Raw genomic sequence first — 15,175 nt, 5'->3', positions numbered from 1 at the left:
GATCCTATGTTCAAACGGTTGGCTTCTCGAGCGTTGACTTACGGTCCGCTCTCGTTCTTCTTGCTGGTCAGTCTGTATCCGCTCGTCTGGCTGCTATTCTACTCGTTTAAGGATAACGAAGAAATTTTCTCGACCAACGTATTCGGCATTCCAAATGAGTGGCGCTTGGAAAATTACAGCAACGCTTTCGGCGTGTTCGACATTGTCGCTTATTTCAAGAACAGCTTGATCGTCTCGATCGGAACGGTAATTTTTACAGTTATCCTGGCGCTTATGTTCTCTTACGCGGCGGCCCGGATGCGCTGGAGATTCGCGAATGCGAGCCGGATCTATATGACCTCGGGCATGTTTATTCCGATGCAGATCATCCTTATTCCGCTGCTCATTCTCGTTCGCGACATGCATCTGCAGAACAGCTATTTCGCGGTTATCGTTCCTTACGTCGCCTTTCAGCTTTCTTTTGCGACGATCATTTTCTACGCGTTCTTCCGGTCGTTGCCCTATGAAATCGAAGAGTCCGCTGCGATTGACGGCGCTAGCATATATACGACGTTCTTCCGCATCATGGTACCGCTCGTGAAGCCGGCGATCGCGTCGGTCAGCATCTTCGTCTTCCTGTTCGCCTGGAACGAATTCCTCGTCGCGCTGATCATGATCAGCGACAACGCGCTGAAGACGCTGCCGCTCGGCCTGCTGTACTTCCAGACGCAGTTCGGCTCGGATTGGGGCGCGATGGGCGCGGTAATGGTCATCTCGACCATTCCGACGATTCTCGTCTACCTGCTGTTCTCCGAGCAGATCGAGAAGGCGCTGACCGTCAGCTCGGCCGTCAAAGGGTAAAGGGGGATTGGCATCAAAATGGTACGAACAGATCGAATAGATATCGAGGTTCGGAGCGGGAGCGAGGATAGGGAGTTCAGATTCTCGGTCGAGCCTGTGGCGCATGGCGAAGGCGAGGGCATCGCGTACTATCGTTTCGCGATGGAGGGAGAAGTCTCCTTCTTCTACAGGGAGGGGATGAATCTCGGTTAGGTTAAGGAAATTACGTTTCAGTTTCGCCTTTATCCGACTTCTGAACAAGAGCAACAAATGAATCGAACATTGGACTTGTGCCGGAAGCTGTACAATCGAGCCAAGGAACAGCGGGATACTGCCTATCAGCAAGAGGGGAAAACGGTCAGCTATACGATGCAACAGAATGCATTGCCCGCCTTCAAGAAAGAATTCCCCGAATACAAGGAAGTCCATTCGCAAGTGCTTCAAGATTGTCTGCGGCGTCTGGACGTGGCCTATCAGCGTTTCTTTCGCGGCGAGGCGGGATTTCCCCATTACAAGTCAATGGATAGAAATACCTCCTTTACGTACCCCCAGCCTGGCGCAGTAAGCCAGACATTTGCGAACGATGGATTTGTATATTTGTCCAAAATCGGTTTTGTCCGCATGAAGGCTCACCGCCCCTTCGACCAAGCAAACGTGACACAAATCAATGTGAAAAGGTATGTAGACGGATGGACAGCCAATATCAGCGTAAAAATAGCGACAGCGGAAGCAAACAAGGCGGTGGAGACGGCCGTGGGTATCGACGTAGGCCTGCGTACATTTGCGGCGCTGTCCAACGAGACGAAAGTGGATAACCCACGGTATCTGCGAAAAGCGGAGAAGCGGCTGAAACGCGCCTAGCGGCGTCTTTCCCGCAAACAACGCGGTTCCTGCAACCGGTTGAAAGCGAAGAAGAAGGTTGCGAAAATTCACCAAAAGGTCGCGCGTCAGCGGAAAGATTTTTTGCACAAACAATCGTATCGCATCGTTCAGAGTCATGATCTGATCGCAGCAGAGCAATTGAAGGTAAGGAAGATGATCCGCAACCGCCGTCTGTCCAAAAGCATTTCCGATGCCGGATGGCGAAAGTTTATCGCCTATTTGTCCTACAAAGCCAAAAGACAGGGGAAGCGATTCGTACAAGTGCCCGCCCACGGCACATCGCAGACCTGTGTATGCGGCGTAGATGTGCCGAAAACATTGGCCATCCGGCTTCATGAATGCGAAAGATGCGGACTGGTTCAGGACCGAGACATCGTCTCAGCCAAGATTATTTTGCAGAGGGTTTTGAATAGCGCAGCTTGATGGACTACACACCGTAGGGAGGGTTTGCCCCGAACGGGATGCCAGCGGCATCGAACGCTTGTGGAGATCATGTTAGACCTTTCTTTTGAGGAAGGCAGCGATCATTGAAACAAGAAGCCCTCGCCTCTTAGGCGGTGGGAACATTCAATTCACCTTGTCGGAGGAGATGAGGTATACTCTTAGCGAAGGAAGAGATTACGACTCCGTATCCGAGGCGGTCGACCGTCTATTGTCCGATGTAATGGAGCGGATGCGGGCGGTTAAGCCGGACGTCATGATCGAGTTCCGGCAGAAGTATATCGTCCCGCTCATGCGCAAATACGGCAACATGTTCCGCGTCGCCGATTGCCTGAACAACTTGCTCTACGCACCGCTGCGCCCGTCCGCGCCCGATTTTCTGTGCCCGGTCGTCTATACGCGCGACGGGCGCCGCTATTTGGCGGCGGTGTACGGGCAGGGCGTCGTTGCGAAAGCGGACGTGCGGTCGGACAATTATTTGTTCGTCAACGGAACGGCGGACGACGCGATCATCGTCCAGCTTGGAGAGGAGCTGGTGGGGACGATGACCGTTCTCGATTGCGGCGGCTCGGAAATCTCTAGAGTAAACGTCCGTTTGGACGAGGGCGTGCATCGGCTGAAGATGCCGCCGTCGGGACTGCTTCATTTGCGGCGGTCCTACACTTTTATCGATGGGGAGCGATGAAGAGCATGAAAGTCCGTTTTCTTGGAACTGCCGCTTTCGAGGGCATTCCGTCTTTGTTCTGCGGTTGCGCGCTGTGCGCGAAGGCTAAGCAAATCGGGGGCAAAGAGTTACGCACGCGCACATCCGTCATGATTGACGACGACCTGAAGGTCGATTTTCCTCCGGACACCTTGCTGCATATGCACCGCGACGGAATCGATCTCGATCAGGTCAAGGATTTGCTGTTCACGCACTCCCACTCCGACCATCTGTATGCGGAGGATCTTGTCGCGAGATTTCCGGGATATGCGCAGGCGCAGGAGCGTCCGATTCACGTATACGGCAACGACATTACTTTGGCGAAGATTCGCCAGGTATTCGAGGCGAACGGGGGAGTAAAGGACTGCTACAAGCTTCATCGGCTCCGTACTTACGAGAAGGTAGAGCTGCAGACGGGAACCGCCGTTCCGCTGCTCGCTGCGCACGACCAGAACGAAACTTGTCATCTCTACTATATCGAGAAGAACGACAAAGCGATTTTCTACGGCCACGACTCCGGCAAGTTCCCCGAGGAAACCTGGGAGTGGCTGAAGGACAAGAAGCTCGATCTCGTCGTTTTCGAATGCACGATGGGCAAAGTCGACTACTGGAAATCGCACATGAACGTCGACGCCGTGCTGGAGGCAAAAGCCAGAATGGAGCAATACGGCATGTTGAACGCGGACGCTCGCATCGTCGTCACCCACTTCTCGCATAACGGCGGCCTGTCGCATACCGACTTGTGCGGAATTTTCGAGCCTCACGGCATGGAAGTGGCTTACGATGGTTTGACGGTTGAACTGTAACTAACTATTGGAGATATAAGCGGAGCTGTTTCGCGGGCCTTATGGGGTCTTGCGAGACAGCTCTTTTTTGTGACCGATTGGCGACTGCCCGTTACGGCCTGGCGGACCGTTACGAGTGGGAAATCGAGGGTTTGCCTGCTTCTAACGGTCTCCCGGACCGTTACGAGAGCGAAATTGAGAGTTTGCATGACTTTAACGGTCTCCCAGACCGTTACGAGAGCGACTTAGACCAGTTTTGGCGCTGAGTGGAGGGGACTGAGCGAACAAAGTTGTCGAGCAAAGGCAAACATCGAGGTTAATACAAAAGAAGGGAATTTTAGGGAATCTGTCGAAATATGAATTATCAACTCCTGGATTATCCTACAAGCAAATTGATTGTTTTGTACTGCTTTTCCTGCTGTTCCGTATAACGCCAGTATGCAGCGAAAAAATACAGCCAGAAAATACAGCCGGCGGAGGGGGAGGACTCGAGATGATCCTATGTTTTCGGGAGAAGGCCTTTAATGGCGGGAGGATAGAAATCGTCAACGAACATGAAGAGCCGGTCGGGGTAATCGGCTTGCTCAGCGTATTCAGAACGTCGATGGCGGTGTTCGGAAGAGACGGCGACGGTCCACTGTTCGGCGGCAAGTTCCGAATGCTGTCCCATAAGTGGGCCGTGACGGACGCAACCGGTGAAGAATGCGGTATGCTCAAGTGCCAATGGTTGTCCCTGTTTGAGCGGTACGAATACGACCGTTGCGGAGTAGGGGGATTCAAGATCAAGGCTTCTTTGTTTTCGCGGAAATACGAGATTAGAAACGACAAGGGCGAGCTCGTCGTATCGTTCCAAAAGGTGAACCGCTGGTTGGAATCGCCCGCCTTTCGTCTGACGGTGCATAGAAGATGGATCATCGACGGCTATGAGTGGGTGGCCGTCGTCATGGGGATAAACGAGATTCAGAAGCGGATGGACAGGACGGGGTGATGGAGCGTAAGCTTCTTTCCGCCCAATGACAAAATGAAGGGGGGGCCAAGAGATGATTCTGTATTTTCGCGACAACTTCTTTAATGCCGGCAGAACGGAAATCGTCAACGAAAATCAAGAGCCAATCGGGGAGATAGACCTTCGCAATGCGTTCGGATCGTCGTTGGAGGTATTCGGAAGAGACGGTGGCGGTCCGTTATTTGGCGGCAAGTTCCGGATGATGTCCAACAAGTGGCGTGTGACGGACTCAAGCGGAGAAGAATGCGGTGTGTTGAGATACCGGTTCACGTTTATGTCCAAGAGATACGAATACGACCGATACGGAGAAGAGGTATTCGAGATCACCTCTCCGGCTTTCTCTCGGGACTACGAAGTGAGAAACGCCAAGGGCGAGCTCGTTGTATCGTTCCAAAAAGTAAGCGGCTGGTTGGAATCGACCGCATTCCGCTTGACGGTACATAGCGGGCGGATCGACGGTTACGAGTGGGTGGCCGTTATTATGGGGATGCACGAAATTCGGAAGCGACAGAACAGCGCCGGCGCGGGGTGAAGTGGGCGGATAGTTAAGCGATCCAGGAAAATGATTGTTCTACTGTAGGACGGCACAGTCGTCTTGTAACTCCGCCACACCGCACTTCTCTGTTGCAGCCCGACTACAATGGCATGCGGCCGCCGTATCTTTCCGTTTTCAGTTCTAACCGGACCGAATCGGCTTCCAGTTCTCCGGCCAACTTGATTGCGTGAGCTTCTTTTTGCCCGATGACAAGCATAAGCTTGAACCAAGAAATCCCGGGACGACCCTGATCAGGGTCTAACGTAGGGAGGTTTAAGCGATGCGAAGAAAATGGGGCAGAGGCTTTCCGATCAACTTTCTTGGGGAAGGTTCGTCGTTCAAGCCGCTTCCTCGACGGTGGGGGAGAAAATCGCTGTTTCCTCGGCTTGGCTCATCTCCGGTCAAAACCGTTCCGCGCAAATGGGGAACGGGACGACGTGTTTCCGTCAAGGGCGGCGGTTCAAGTTCAAGCTCCAACTCAGGCTATGCGCCGGCCAAACGGTGGGCGACAAAGCGTCAGGGTCCGAAGATGAAGCGCAAACATGTTTGGCTGATCGTCGTGCTGCTGCTTATCTTCGCCGTGATCCAGGGCATGATTTTCCTGGATCGGGAGCTGCGTCAGCCGATGATGTTTCTGGCAAAGGTGAAGGTGAATCAGTTAGCGGCCGATGCGATTAACGCGGCGATTAAAGCCGAATTCGCCCGAGCGGCAGAGTCGGACAAAATGATTTTGTGGCGAACGACCGACGAAGGCAAAATTACGGGATTCGAGCTGGATTATAAACAGCAGATGGCCATTACGGCAAAAACAATCGAGGTCGTCGAACGCACGTTGAAGCAGCACGAGGATGTTCCCGAACGTATCCCGATCGGCCACGCATTGAACAGTCCGCTAATTTCGTCCATTGGTCCAAGCGTCGCCGTCAATTTTCACCCGGCAAGCGTGGTCAAAGCGGAAGTCGGTTTGCAGCAGACGGAGGCGGGCATCAACATGCTGCTCGTCGAGGTGTACGTCCGCATTCGCACCGAAGTCGCCGTCGTTATCCCCTTTGACCGCGAGCCGGAAATCGTGGAGACGAAAATTCCGCTCTCCTACGCTCTAGTCGTCGGCGAGGTGCCGTCCTACTATTACGATGGCAGCGGCAACCCTGTAGGTAGCGGAGCTTCCCAGGCCCCTGCTATCGCTCTTCCTCCGCCCGACGCAACGGTCGCGCCATCGACTCATACTCCGTAACTGAAACTAACTGGATGAAGTCACTGTTGCTCAGTAGAGAGAGAGTTGCGTTAGGTCAGCAAAATCGGACTAGATTATACTGGTCAGAGCCCTGTTCTTTTTTCTAAGGGAGAGAAAATTTAAAGCGGATAAACCGCGTTAATTTCGAGACTGAGGAGAAAATCGCCCATTTAGAGCGGAAAATCCGCATTAATTCTCAAAAAAAGGGGGATTTGCGAAATTAAAGCGGAAAATCCCCCTTACTCGGCTCGAAAATGGCTTAGATGCCTATTTAAAGCGGAATATCCGCTTTAAACCAACATGCCGTTTACTCCCCTGAGCAGACTTCGCAGATCAAGCTGAGCGGACCCGCGGATCGAGCTGAGCAGACTTCGCAGATCAAGCTGAGCGGACCCGCGGATCGAGCTGAGCAGACTTCGCAGATCAAGCTGAGCGGACCCTGCGAATCGAGCTGAGCAGACCACGCGAATCGAGCTAAGCGCTCCATAAACCGGAGTTTGAAGGCCGGACTTGCCGATACCGGAGGAGCGTCGGTCCGCAAGAATGAACACAGCAAAACCCGCCCTCCCAACCGGAGGAGCGGGTTTTGTTTTTGCATCTTACCAACTACTGATGAACCCAAATCCCCGAAACCGTCATTACGCCCGGAAGCGCGGATTCGTCCACCGGCACGTTGTCGAACCAGCCGCCTACCGCGAGGTTGAGCACCAGGTAGAACGGCTGATCGAACGGCATGACACCCGGCTCCAAACGGCGCTCGGCGTAGCAGTGTCCGTCGACGATCCAGCGCATGGCGTCAGGCGACCATTCCAGCACGTAATCGCGGAACTCACCAATTGTGCCCCCATCATCAAATTGATAGGAGAACTCGTCGATCTTCTTATTGTCCCAATCTTTGCCGTAGTGCAGCGTGCCGAAGACATGATCGGGCAGCCGGCCTTTGGCTTCCATCATATCGATTTCCCCGGAAGCCGGCCAATCGCCGTAAGCGCGATGCTGCGGCAGCAGCCAGATCGCCGGCCACAGCCCCTGTCCCACGGGCAGCTTGGCCCGAACGGTCAATCTGCCGTAGCAGAAGAAGAAGCGGTCCTTCGTATCCATCCGTACAGACGTATACCCGAAGCTCCTGCCGTCCTCCGCCACAACCGTTTCCCGGCAAGCCCGCAAATTCAATCCGTTTTCATCCAAATAGAGATTTTCCGAATTTCCCGTATAAAACTGCTGCTCCCCGTTGCCCCAGCCCGGTTGGATGGCGTTGCCCTCTTCGTCGAGCAGGTCGTTCCCCTTCCGAATGTTCCATGCGCTCAAGTCGGCGCCTTGCTGCGTAAAATCCTGCTGCCAAATCAGCTTGTTCAACTCGCACACCCCTCTCCGTTTATCCCCAGAATACTGAATTTCCGCGGCGAGTCAAACAAACCTAAAAAAATGGGATAGTTTCAAAAACAGTGGCCTTTTTTTCGCGCGTCTATTTTTCTACGATGGAAGAGAAGGAGGCAGGCAAGATGGGCCAACATAAAACTGGACAGATGAAAGCGTTTTTTAGGCAATGGCAATTACAGAGCATGGTCGTTCCCGGCATCGTCTGGATGTTCATCTTTTGTTACATTCCGATGTTTTGGCTCATTATTGCTTTTATGGATTACAGCATTGCCAAGCCGATGCTACAGTCTCCTTTTGTCGGATGGAAGCATTTTGAGGCCTTTACCTCGGATGAGCGCTTCTGGCGTTCCATACGCAATACGCTGGGGATGAGCGCGATCAAGCTGGCGCTGGGCTTCCCGATTCCGCTGCTGTTCGCTCTGCTGCTCAATGAAGTTCGCAGCATGCGCTTTAAACGCACCGTTCAGACGATTTCGTATCTGCCGCACTTTATTGCCTGGACGATTTTCGGCGGCATTATGCTGAACTGGCTGGGCGAGGGCGGCGTCATCAACCAGATCCTGATCGGGCTTGGCTTTCAAGAGCGCGAGATTCTGTACATCAGCGATCCGAAATATTTCTGGTGGATTACGTATTTCTCCGACACGCTCAAGGAAACCGGATGGGGCGCAATCATTTATATCGCGGCGATCTCCGGCGTCGACCCGGGCTTGTACGAGGCCGCGGAGCTGGACGGGGCCAACCGTTGGCAGCGGATGTGGCATATTACGATTCAATGCATACGCCCGACTATCGCGATTTTGTTTATTCTCGCAGTCGCAGGAATGCTCGGCAGTAACTTCGACCAAATTTTTATGCTCAAGAACAACATGAATCTGAAGATGGCCGAAAGCCTGGACCTGTACGTGTACAACATGGGTCTCGTATCCGGTCGCCACTCCTTCTCGACGGCCGTTCTGTTTGCCCGCTCTATTGTGGCGTTGGCGCTGTTGTTCATGGCGAACTCGGCATCCAAAAAACTAAGCGGCGAAGGCATTTTCTGATAAGGAGGGAGAACGATGGGAAGGCAGGGGAAATTCGGGCGCTTCGGCGTCTTTGATCTCTTCAACGGTTTGCTGATGATTCTCGTCTGTTTCGCCACGCTGTATCCGATGTGGTTCGTATTCATCAACTCGTTTAATGCGCCCAAGCAAGCTTTGCTGGGCACGGTCAACTGGTTTCCGAAGGAGTTCTCGCTGGCGAGCTATAGCGTCGTATTTAACGACAAAGTACTGATGAACGGCTTTGTCATTACGATCTTGCGTACGGTGTTCGGAACCGTCGTGCACGTCTTGTTTACGGCGATTGTCGCTTACGGCCTGAGCAAATCTTACCTGATCGGCCGCAAGGTATACATGAAAATCGCGCTGATCACGATGCTGTTCTCCGGCGGATTGATTCCGACGTTTATCTTGATGACGAAGCTGGGACTGTACGACAACTTCATGGTGTTTATCATCCCGGCGATGTATTCCTTCTTTAATATGGTCATCTTTATCAGCTTCTTCCGCACGATTCCCGATAGCCTGGAGGAGTCGGCCAAAGTCGACGGAGCTTCGGACTACGGCGTTCTGTTCCGAATCGTGCTGCCCAACAGTATGGCCGTTCTGGCGACAATCGCGTTATTTTCCGCCGTCTATCATTGGAACGATTATTACCAAGGTGTGATCTACATTCGTTCTCAGGACATTTTGCCGATGCAGACGATCCTGTTTAAGATTATTGCGGAAAATTCGATGTCGCTTATGCAGCAGCAGGCGATGGCGCAGTTCGGCGCGAAGCTGCCGGGCAACTCCATCAAGTTCGCTTCCATGATGGTCGCCACGCTGCCTATTCTGGTGTTCTATCCCTTTATTCAGCGCTATCTCGTCAAAGGGGTCATGATCGGCGCGATTAAGGGGTAAGCAAAAATATATAATGACAATAAAGAGAGGATGAACATGCAATGAAGCGCAAATTATTTCAACCCGGCATGGCTCTGATTTTAGCGGCAGTACTGGCGCTCAGCTTGGCCGCATGCTCGAAGTCCGACAATGGTGAAAATAAGCCGTCGGCCCAGCCGTCCGCTAGCTCCGCGCAGCCGTCCGAGAGCGCATCGAGCGTGGCGAGCGCTCCGGCGCTTACTGCCGACGAGGCCGCATGGAAGCTGGATACGAGCCCTGTCGATCTGACCTGGTTTGTAGGCGCTTCCTGGTACGGTCGCACTTGGGGCGACAGCTTGAACTCCAAGTACATTACCGAGAAGACGGGCGTTAACGTGAAGATCGAAGTGCCTTCCGGCGACGCCAACGAGCAGATGACGCTGATGATGACCTCCGGCAAGCTGCCCGATTTGATCAGCATGGGCTCTTGGGAAACCGCTGTCAAAAAGCTGTGGGAAGGCGATCACGTGTATGCCCTGAACGAGCTGGCGGATCAGTATGATCCTTATTTCTACAAGGTGGCGGGCGACGGCACGTTGAAGTGGTATCGCCAAGAAAACGGCAATACCTACGGCATCCCGAACGATTCCTACAGCCCGAATCTGATGCATGAGACCGGTATGACCGCCGCTAACCAGACGTTCCTCGTGCGCAAGGATTTGTACGAGGAGATGGGCAGCCCGGATTTGTCGACGCCGGAAGGTTTCTTGAACGCGCTGCAATTGCTGAAGGATAAGTACTCCCAGTACAAAGGCCAGCCGATGAGTCCGTTCTTCGCACAAGGCAACGTTCCTTACGGAATGACCGAGTATTTGCAAAACCTGTTGGCCGTTCCGTACGAGAAGGACGGCAAAGTATACGACCGTATGACCGATCCCAACTATATCGCATGGCTGAAAACGTTCCGTACCGCCTATGAGCGCGGACTGATCAATGTCGATTTCCTCGTCGATTCCGATACCCAAGTAGAGGAAAAAACAAACAACGGACGGTATTTTATGATGGTTCGCGAATGGAACGGCATGGCGGCGGTTAACCCGATGCTGGCCGCAAGCGAGAACCCGGATTCCTACTATATCGCGGTTGACGGACCGCAAAACAGCAACGGCGACAGCGCCAAGCTGTTCCCGGGCAACATGGACGGCTGGATGGTCACGATGATCAGCAAGTCGACCAAAAGCCCCGAACGCGCGATCCGTTTCTTAACTTATCTGGCCAGCGAAGAAGGGCAGAGAGACCTGTTCCTCGGCAAAGAAGGCGAGATGTGGGATATGGTGGGCGACAAGCCGACACTGAAGCCGGAAATGGTGCAATTGCTGGATACCGATATCGAAAAGCTGGAGAAAGAATACGGCATTATGGATACGTACTGGATGATGCGCAACCCGGTTATCGTCAATCAATGGCGTCCGGAGAAAGCTCCTGTCATCAAGCAGATGGAAGACTTCGCCAATGCGCAAGCCGATATCGACAGCGGCATCTACAAAGGTTTGGACCCGCTCGGCGATTCCGAGGTTGCGGTATCGTGGTCGCGGATCGCGCAAACTTGGGAGGAAGTCGTTCCTGAGCTGATTACCGCCAAGGACGATGCCGCCTTCGATAAAATTTTCGAGAGCTTCCTGTCCAAGCGCGACAATTACGGCTTCGAGCAGGTCATGACCTACCGTCAAAACGAGCTGGACGCTCGCAAAGCTAAAATGGCGCAATAACCTGAATATCAAAGTTAATGAGGCCGTCCCGCATACGAGTTGTCCGATTTCGATTCGGACAGCTTGCGGGGCGGCCCGTTTCCCCCGCATCCCTAACGCCTTGGTTGGATTGTATGGTACGATTACGGGGGTGGGGAGGGACATCGATTTGAAGGCTTCGCTGACTGGAATAAGGAAGATTTACCGCAATTCTCGGATCTCGCGCAAGCTGTTTCTGGCTTTCAGCATTATGATCGCCGTCCCGGCCATCGCGATCTCTTTTTTATTTATCGGGATTAAGCAGAACCAGCTCTACAAGGACGCGATGACGACAGGCAGCGGCCATGTTGCCCGATTAAACGAGCAGCTGCGCAGCAAAATGGCGATGATTGAAAACGTTTCCTCCACAGCGCTGACTCAGAAAGCGTTCGTGGATTTTATTCATTCGAATATGCGCGGGGACGGCCTGCGTCTCGTTAAGTTTAGGCAAAATCAGTTCGAGCAGATGCATAACATCATCCAAAGCAACGAGATGATCAGCGAGCTCAGCTTTTATGTCGATAATCCGAACGTGTATGAAATCTGGCCTGAAATCTACCATTACGACAAATTCTGGCCTCAGGATTTCTGGGTGACGCTGCGCGAGGAGGGCGGTTCGGCCTACCGTCTGTTCGCGCTTAAGGACGGCGAGCATACGCTGTCCTACTACCGGCTCGTGCGTCTCCCGGGGCAACAGCAGAAGCGGCCGAGCATTATGGAAATCCGCGTTGAGCACGGCGCCTTTTTCAGCGATCTGCTGGCGGAGGGCGGGGGGGATTTCTTCTCCGTGGTGATGGACGGAACGAATCCGTCCCGCTACGTGTACAATCAGAAGCATTCGTTTGCCCAGAATGCCGGGGACGAGTTGGACACGATTCTTGGCCGCGTACATCAACAATTGGACGTGCTGCAGCAGAAAAGCCCCGTCAAAATTACCGAGGGAGATCAAACCTATTATGCGATCTACCGCTATATTGCTCCGCTGAACGCTTATGTGGTGGACATCGCTTCTCATCAGGCGCTTATGAAAGGACCGCGCAGTTGGTACGTCTGGGTGGTGGCGATTGCCGCTTGTGTGCTTCTGCTGATGCTGCTGCTGGTATCTCATACGACACGGCGTATTTTCCGGCGACTGGATCGCGTGCTGATCTCGATGCGCAAGGTTCGTCAAGGACAGTTGGACGCGAAAATCAATACCGGGCTCGGGGAGAACGAAAACGGCGACGAGATCGATGAGGTGGCCGTCAGTTACAACAATATGCTGGACGAAATCAAGCGGCTGATGACGCAGGTGGTGGATAAACAGCTGATTGCCAAAAACGCGCAGCTGCATTCGCTGCATTCGCAAATCAACTCGCATTTTCTGTACAATGCGCTAGAGTCGATCCGCATGCTGGCGGAGGTGCAGAAGCAGCCCGCCATCGCCGAAGCGCTGGTGTCGCTCGGCTCGCTGCTGCGCTACAGCATGAAGTGGCGCAGCGACACGGTTGCCCTCGGCGAGGAGCTTGCCAACATTCAAAGCTACATTCAATTCATTAACTTTATGGAGAGCGCAGATTTCACGCTGACGGCTGAGCTTCCTCCGGAAGTGCTCCGCTACGCGATTCCGAAGATGTGCATGCAGCCGATCGTGGAAAACGCGGTTCGTCACGCGGCGCCCAAGGGAGGCGGTGTGCCCATCCAAATTTCCGTCAAGGTGGAAAACGAAAGTCAGCTTATTGTAGAAATACGCGACGATGGAACGGGTGTCGATCCGCAGACGTTGGCCGGTCTGCAGGCCGCGCTGCGGGGCGATGCGGACACGCCGATCGTGGCAAGCAAGAACGGGCTGGGTTTAGAAAACGTGCACAAGCGTCTGCAGCTTCACTACGGCAAAGATTGCGGTTTGTGGATCGACAGCGTGCAGGGTGCCTTTACAAGCGTGACGATACGCTTGCCTTGGGAGAATACCAACCTTGGGGGGTGGTAGAGGATGATCAACGTTCTGATCGTGGACGATCAAAAGCAAATACGCGACGGGCTGCAAGCGATGCTGAGCCAGTTTCCCGTGCAGCTTGACGGCATTCATAGCGCCGGCAACGGGATCGAGGCGCTCGAACTGTTGAAGCAAGAGAGCATTCAACTGGTCATTACCGACATCCGCATGCCGGACATGGACGGACTGGAACTAATGGCGCGCGCCAAGGAGGAACGGATTAAGGCCGATTTTCTGATCATTAGCGGCTACAGCGATTTTGCATACGCGCAGAAGGCGATTAGTCTCGGAGCCAAAGGCTATCTGCTCAAGCCAGTGAAGCGGGAGGACCTGCAAGCTTCGGTAGAGCATGTCCTGCAGGAAATCAGAACGCGGCAGGAGCTGTCTCGCAACATTAAGCGCATCTCCCGACGAGCGCGCGAGACAGATCGGAAAGAGCTGGTCATGTTTATGCAGGGCGCGGCGGGCGACGACGAATGGATCGGCCAGGTGGAGGGACAAAATCCCGAGCTATGGGCCGGATACCGGCTCATTCTGCTGCGGGAGGAGCTGCGGATCAACCAGCCGGGAGCGGACAGCGCGCACAGCATGGAATCGATCGCTTATCGCATATACAGTAGGCGGGGATGCGTCTGTCTGCAGCATCGTCCGCATCTGATCCTTGCGGTGGAGGTTGGGGAGGATCCGGGTGCTTTGCTCGCCGCGCTTCAGGCCGAGCGGATTGGCGCGATCGCGGCCGTAACCGGTCCGCAGTCGGGACTGAAGGAGCTGCCGAACGCCTATGCGCAGGTGCAGGAGCTGTACCGCCACAGCTACCTGCTTCCGGAGAAACGTTGCATTGTGCCCGCGGATATCGAAGGGCTGGATCAACAGTGGCAGGTGCCCTACGAGGAACTATACGCGCTGTTTCAAATGATCGGCGCTCAAAACAGCGGGCAAATCGCTGAAGGCATCTCTAAAATTTTTCACAAGAGCGTGCTGCAGCGCTATCCGATTCGTTACACGCAGCAGTTGTGCCGCGCCACGGTACAGATGCTGGAGGAGTACGAGCGCGTCATCCGCCCGTACATGGGGGAGGAGGCGCTGGATGTGGACTGCCTGCGAAACCTGTTCGATTATCCGGGAATTCGCGATTATATTCAGGCGCTGCAGCAGCAGCTGCTCCGGCTGAATCAATTTTATTACGAGTTCAAGTGCAGCTATCGCAATTCTCAGGACTTGAACGAAGCGATCCGCTATATCCACGAGAATTATCATAAGCCGTTGGACCTGGCGATGGTGTCCAACCATGTCTCGCTGAATTACGCCTACTTTTCCAACCTGTTTAAGAAAAATATCGGCAAAGGCTTTGCGGAATACTTGCGCGACGTCCGACTGGATAAAGCGCGGCGGCTGCTGGCCGAAACCGAGCATAAGATCGTCGAAGTGGCGGCCATGGTGGGTTACGAGAGCTACAAAAGCTTTATTCGGGCTTTCCGCGACGTGATGGGCGTACAACCGACGGAGTACCGGCAGCGGATAAAACAGCAGGAGGAGAGGGAGGCGGACCGTCGCGGCTCGGCGCTCTGACGACAGATATAAAATATTGGGTTAAAGTGCAAAATATTGTACCTTTTTTCCCGGCATGCCATTCGTTAGAATGAAATTGTCCTGCAGGAACAAGCGTCTGTAAGCGTTTACTAGTCGTCGGCTGGCGTCGCCGGCGCAAGCGCAAGGAATAAGCTTGA

At 53.8% G+C, this 15,175-nt stretch carries 14 protein-coding genes and 1 pseudogene; 13 read left to right on the top strand and 2 right to left on the bottom strand.

Annotation, left to right across the window (positions count from 1 at the left end; genetic code table 11):
• Window positions 1–6 precede the first annotated feature (6 nt).
• The 8 genes and pseudogenes from J4772_RS20575 (at window position 7) to yunB (ending at window position 6,405) form a co-directional block, all read left to right on the top strand.
• A complete protein-coding gene (locus tag J4772_RS20575) occupies window positions 7–840 on the top strand; it encodes a carbohydrate ABC transporter permease (protein WP_209071194.1) in 834 nt (277 codons plus the stop codon).
• 18 nt (window positions 841–858) lie between these two features.
• Complete coding sequence (locus J4772_RS20570; protein WP_209071193.1) at window positions 859–1,032, top strand: hypothetical protein; 174 nt, start codon at window positions 859–861, stop codon at window positions 1,030–1,032.
• A 9-nt stretch (window positions 1,033–1,041) separates the two neighbouring features.
• Window positions 1,042–2,124: pseudogene (locus J4772_RS37080) on the top strand (RNA-guided endonuclease InsQ/TnpB family protein).
• A gap of 166 nt (window positions 2,125–2,290) precedes the next feature.
• A complete protein-coding gene (locus tag J4772_RS20555; RefSeq protein WP_209071190.1) occupies window positions 2,291–2,827 on the top strand; it encodes a hypothetical protein in 537 nt (178 codons plus the stop codon).
• 5 nt (window positions 2,828–2,832) lie between these two features.
• Window positions 2,833–3,651, top strand: a complete 819-nt coding sequence (locus J4772_RS20550) for an MBL fold metallo-hydrolase (RefSeq protein WP_209071189.1) — start codon at window positions 2,833–2,835, stop codon at window positions 3,649–3,651.
• A gap of 472 nt (window positions 3,652–4,123) precedes the next feature.
• Complete coding sequence (locus tag J4772_RS20545) at window positions 4,124–4,618, top strand: LURP-one-related/scramblase family protein (protein WP_209071188.1); 495 nt, start codon at window positions 4,124–4,126, stop codon at window positions 4,616–4,618.
• Between the two features lie 52 nt (window positions 4,619–4,670).
• Complete coding sequence (locus J4772_RS20540) at window positions 4,671–5,168, top strand: LURP-one-related/scramblase family protein (protein WP_209071187.1); 498 nt, start codon at window positions 4,671–4,673, stop codon at window positions 5,166–5,168.
• Window positions 5,169–5,451: 283 nt separating this feature from the next.
• Entirely contained in the window at window positions 5,452–6,405 is a 954-nt protein-coding gene (gene yunB, locus J4772_RS20535; protein ID WP_209071186.1) for a sporulation protein YunB, read from the top strand.
• A 290-nt stretch (window positions 6,406–6,695) separates the two neighbouring features.
• On the opposite strand, the gene J4772_RS20530 is transcribed toward yunB, so the two are convergent.
• Both J4772_RS20530 and J4772_RS20525 read right to left on the bottom strand, forming a co-directional pair.
• Complete coding sequence (locus J4772_RS20530) at window positions 6,696–6,956, bottom strand: hypothetical protein (RefSeq protein ID WP_209071185.1); 261 nt, start codon at window positions 6,954–6,956, stop codon at window positions 6,696–6,698.
• Between the two features lie 55 nt (window positions 6,957–7,011).
• Complete coding sequence (locus J4772_RS20525) at window positions 7,012–7,761, bottom strand: glycoside hydrolase family 16 protein (protein WP_209071184.1); 750 nt, start codon at window positions 7,759–7,761, stop codon at window positions 7,012–7,014.
• A 146-nt stretch (window positions 7,762–7,907) separates the two neighbouring features.
• Here J4772_RS20525 and J4772_RS20520 point away from each other — a divergent pair, with 146 nt between their 5' ends.
• From J4772_RS20520 to J4772_RS20500, 5 genes are all read left to right on the top strand, one after another.
• Window positions 7,908–8,828, top strand: a complete 921-nt coding sequence (locus J4772_RS20520) for an ABC transporter permease (RefSeq protein ID WP_209071183.1) — start codon at window positions 7,908–7,910, stop codon at window positions 8,826–8,828.
• 15 nt (window positions 8,829–8,843) lie between these two features.
• Complete coding sequence (locus J4772_RS20515; protein ID WP_116062155.1) at window positions 8,844–9,728, top strand: carbohydrate ABC transporter permease; 885 nt, start codon at window positions 8,844–8,846, stop codon at window positions 9,726–9,728.
• 41 nt (window positions 9,729–9,769) lie between these two features.
• Window positions 9,770–11,455 carry an extracellular solute-binding protein gene (locus J4772_RS20510; protein WP_209071182.1) on the top strand — a complete coding sequence of 562 codons (1,686 nt, stop codon included), beginning with the start codon at window positions 9,770–9,772 and terminating at the stop codon, window positions 11,453–11,455.
• 148 nt (window positions 11,456–11,603) lie between these two features.
• The gene (locus J4772_RS20505; protein WP_209071181.1) at window positions 11,604–13,442 is read left to right on the top strand and encodes a sensor histidine kinase; all 1,839 of its coding nucleotides are present in this window, start codon (window positions 11,604–11,606) and stop codon (window positions 13,440–13,442) included.
• Between the two features lie 3 nt (window positions 13,443–13,445).
• The gene (locus J4772_RS20500) at window positions 13,446–15,017 is read left to right on the top strand and encodes a response regulator transcription factor (protein WP_209071180.1); all 1,572 of its coding nucleotides are present in this window, start codon (window positions 13,446–13,448) and stop codon (window positions 15,015–15,017) included.
• Window positions 15,018–15,175: the final 158 nt, after the last annotated feature.

The organism is Cohnella sp. LGH, assembly GCF_017671885.1.
GTDB classification, from domain to species: domain Bacteria; phylum Bacillota; class Bacilli; order Paenibacillales; family Paenibacillaceae; genus Cohnella; species Cohnella phaseoli.
The sequence above is the reverse complement of the archived record's forward strand: the minus strand, read 5'-3'. Positions and strand labels throughout refer to the sequence as shown.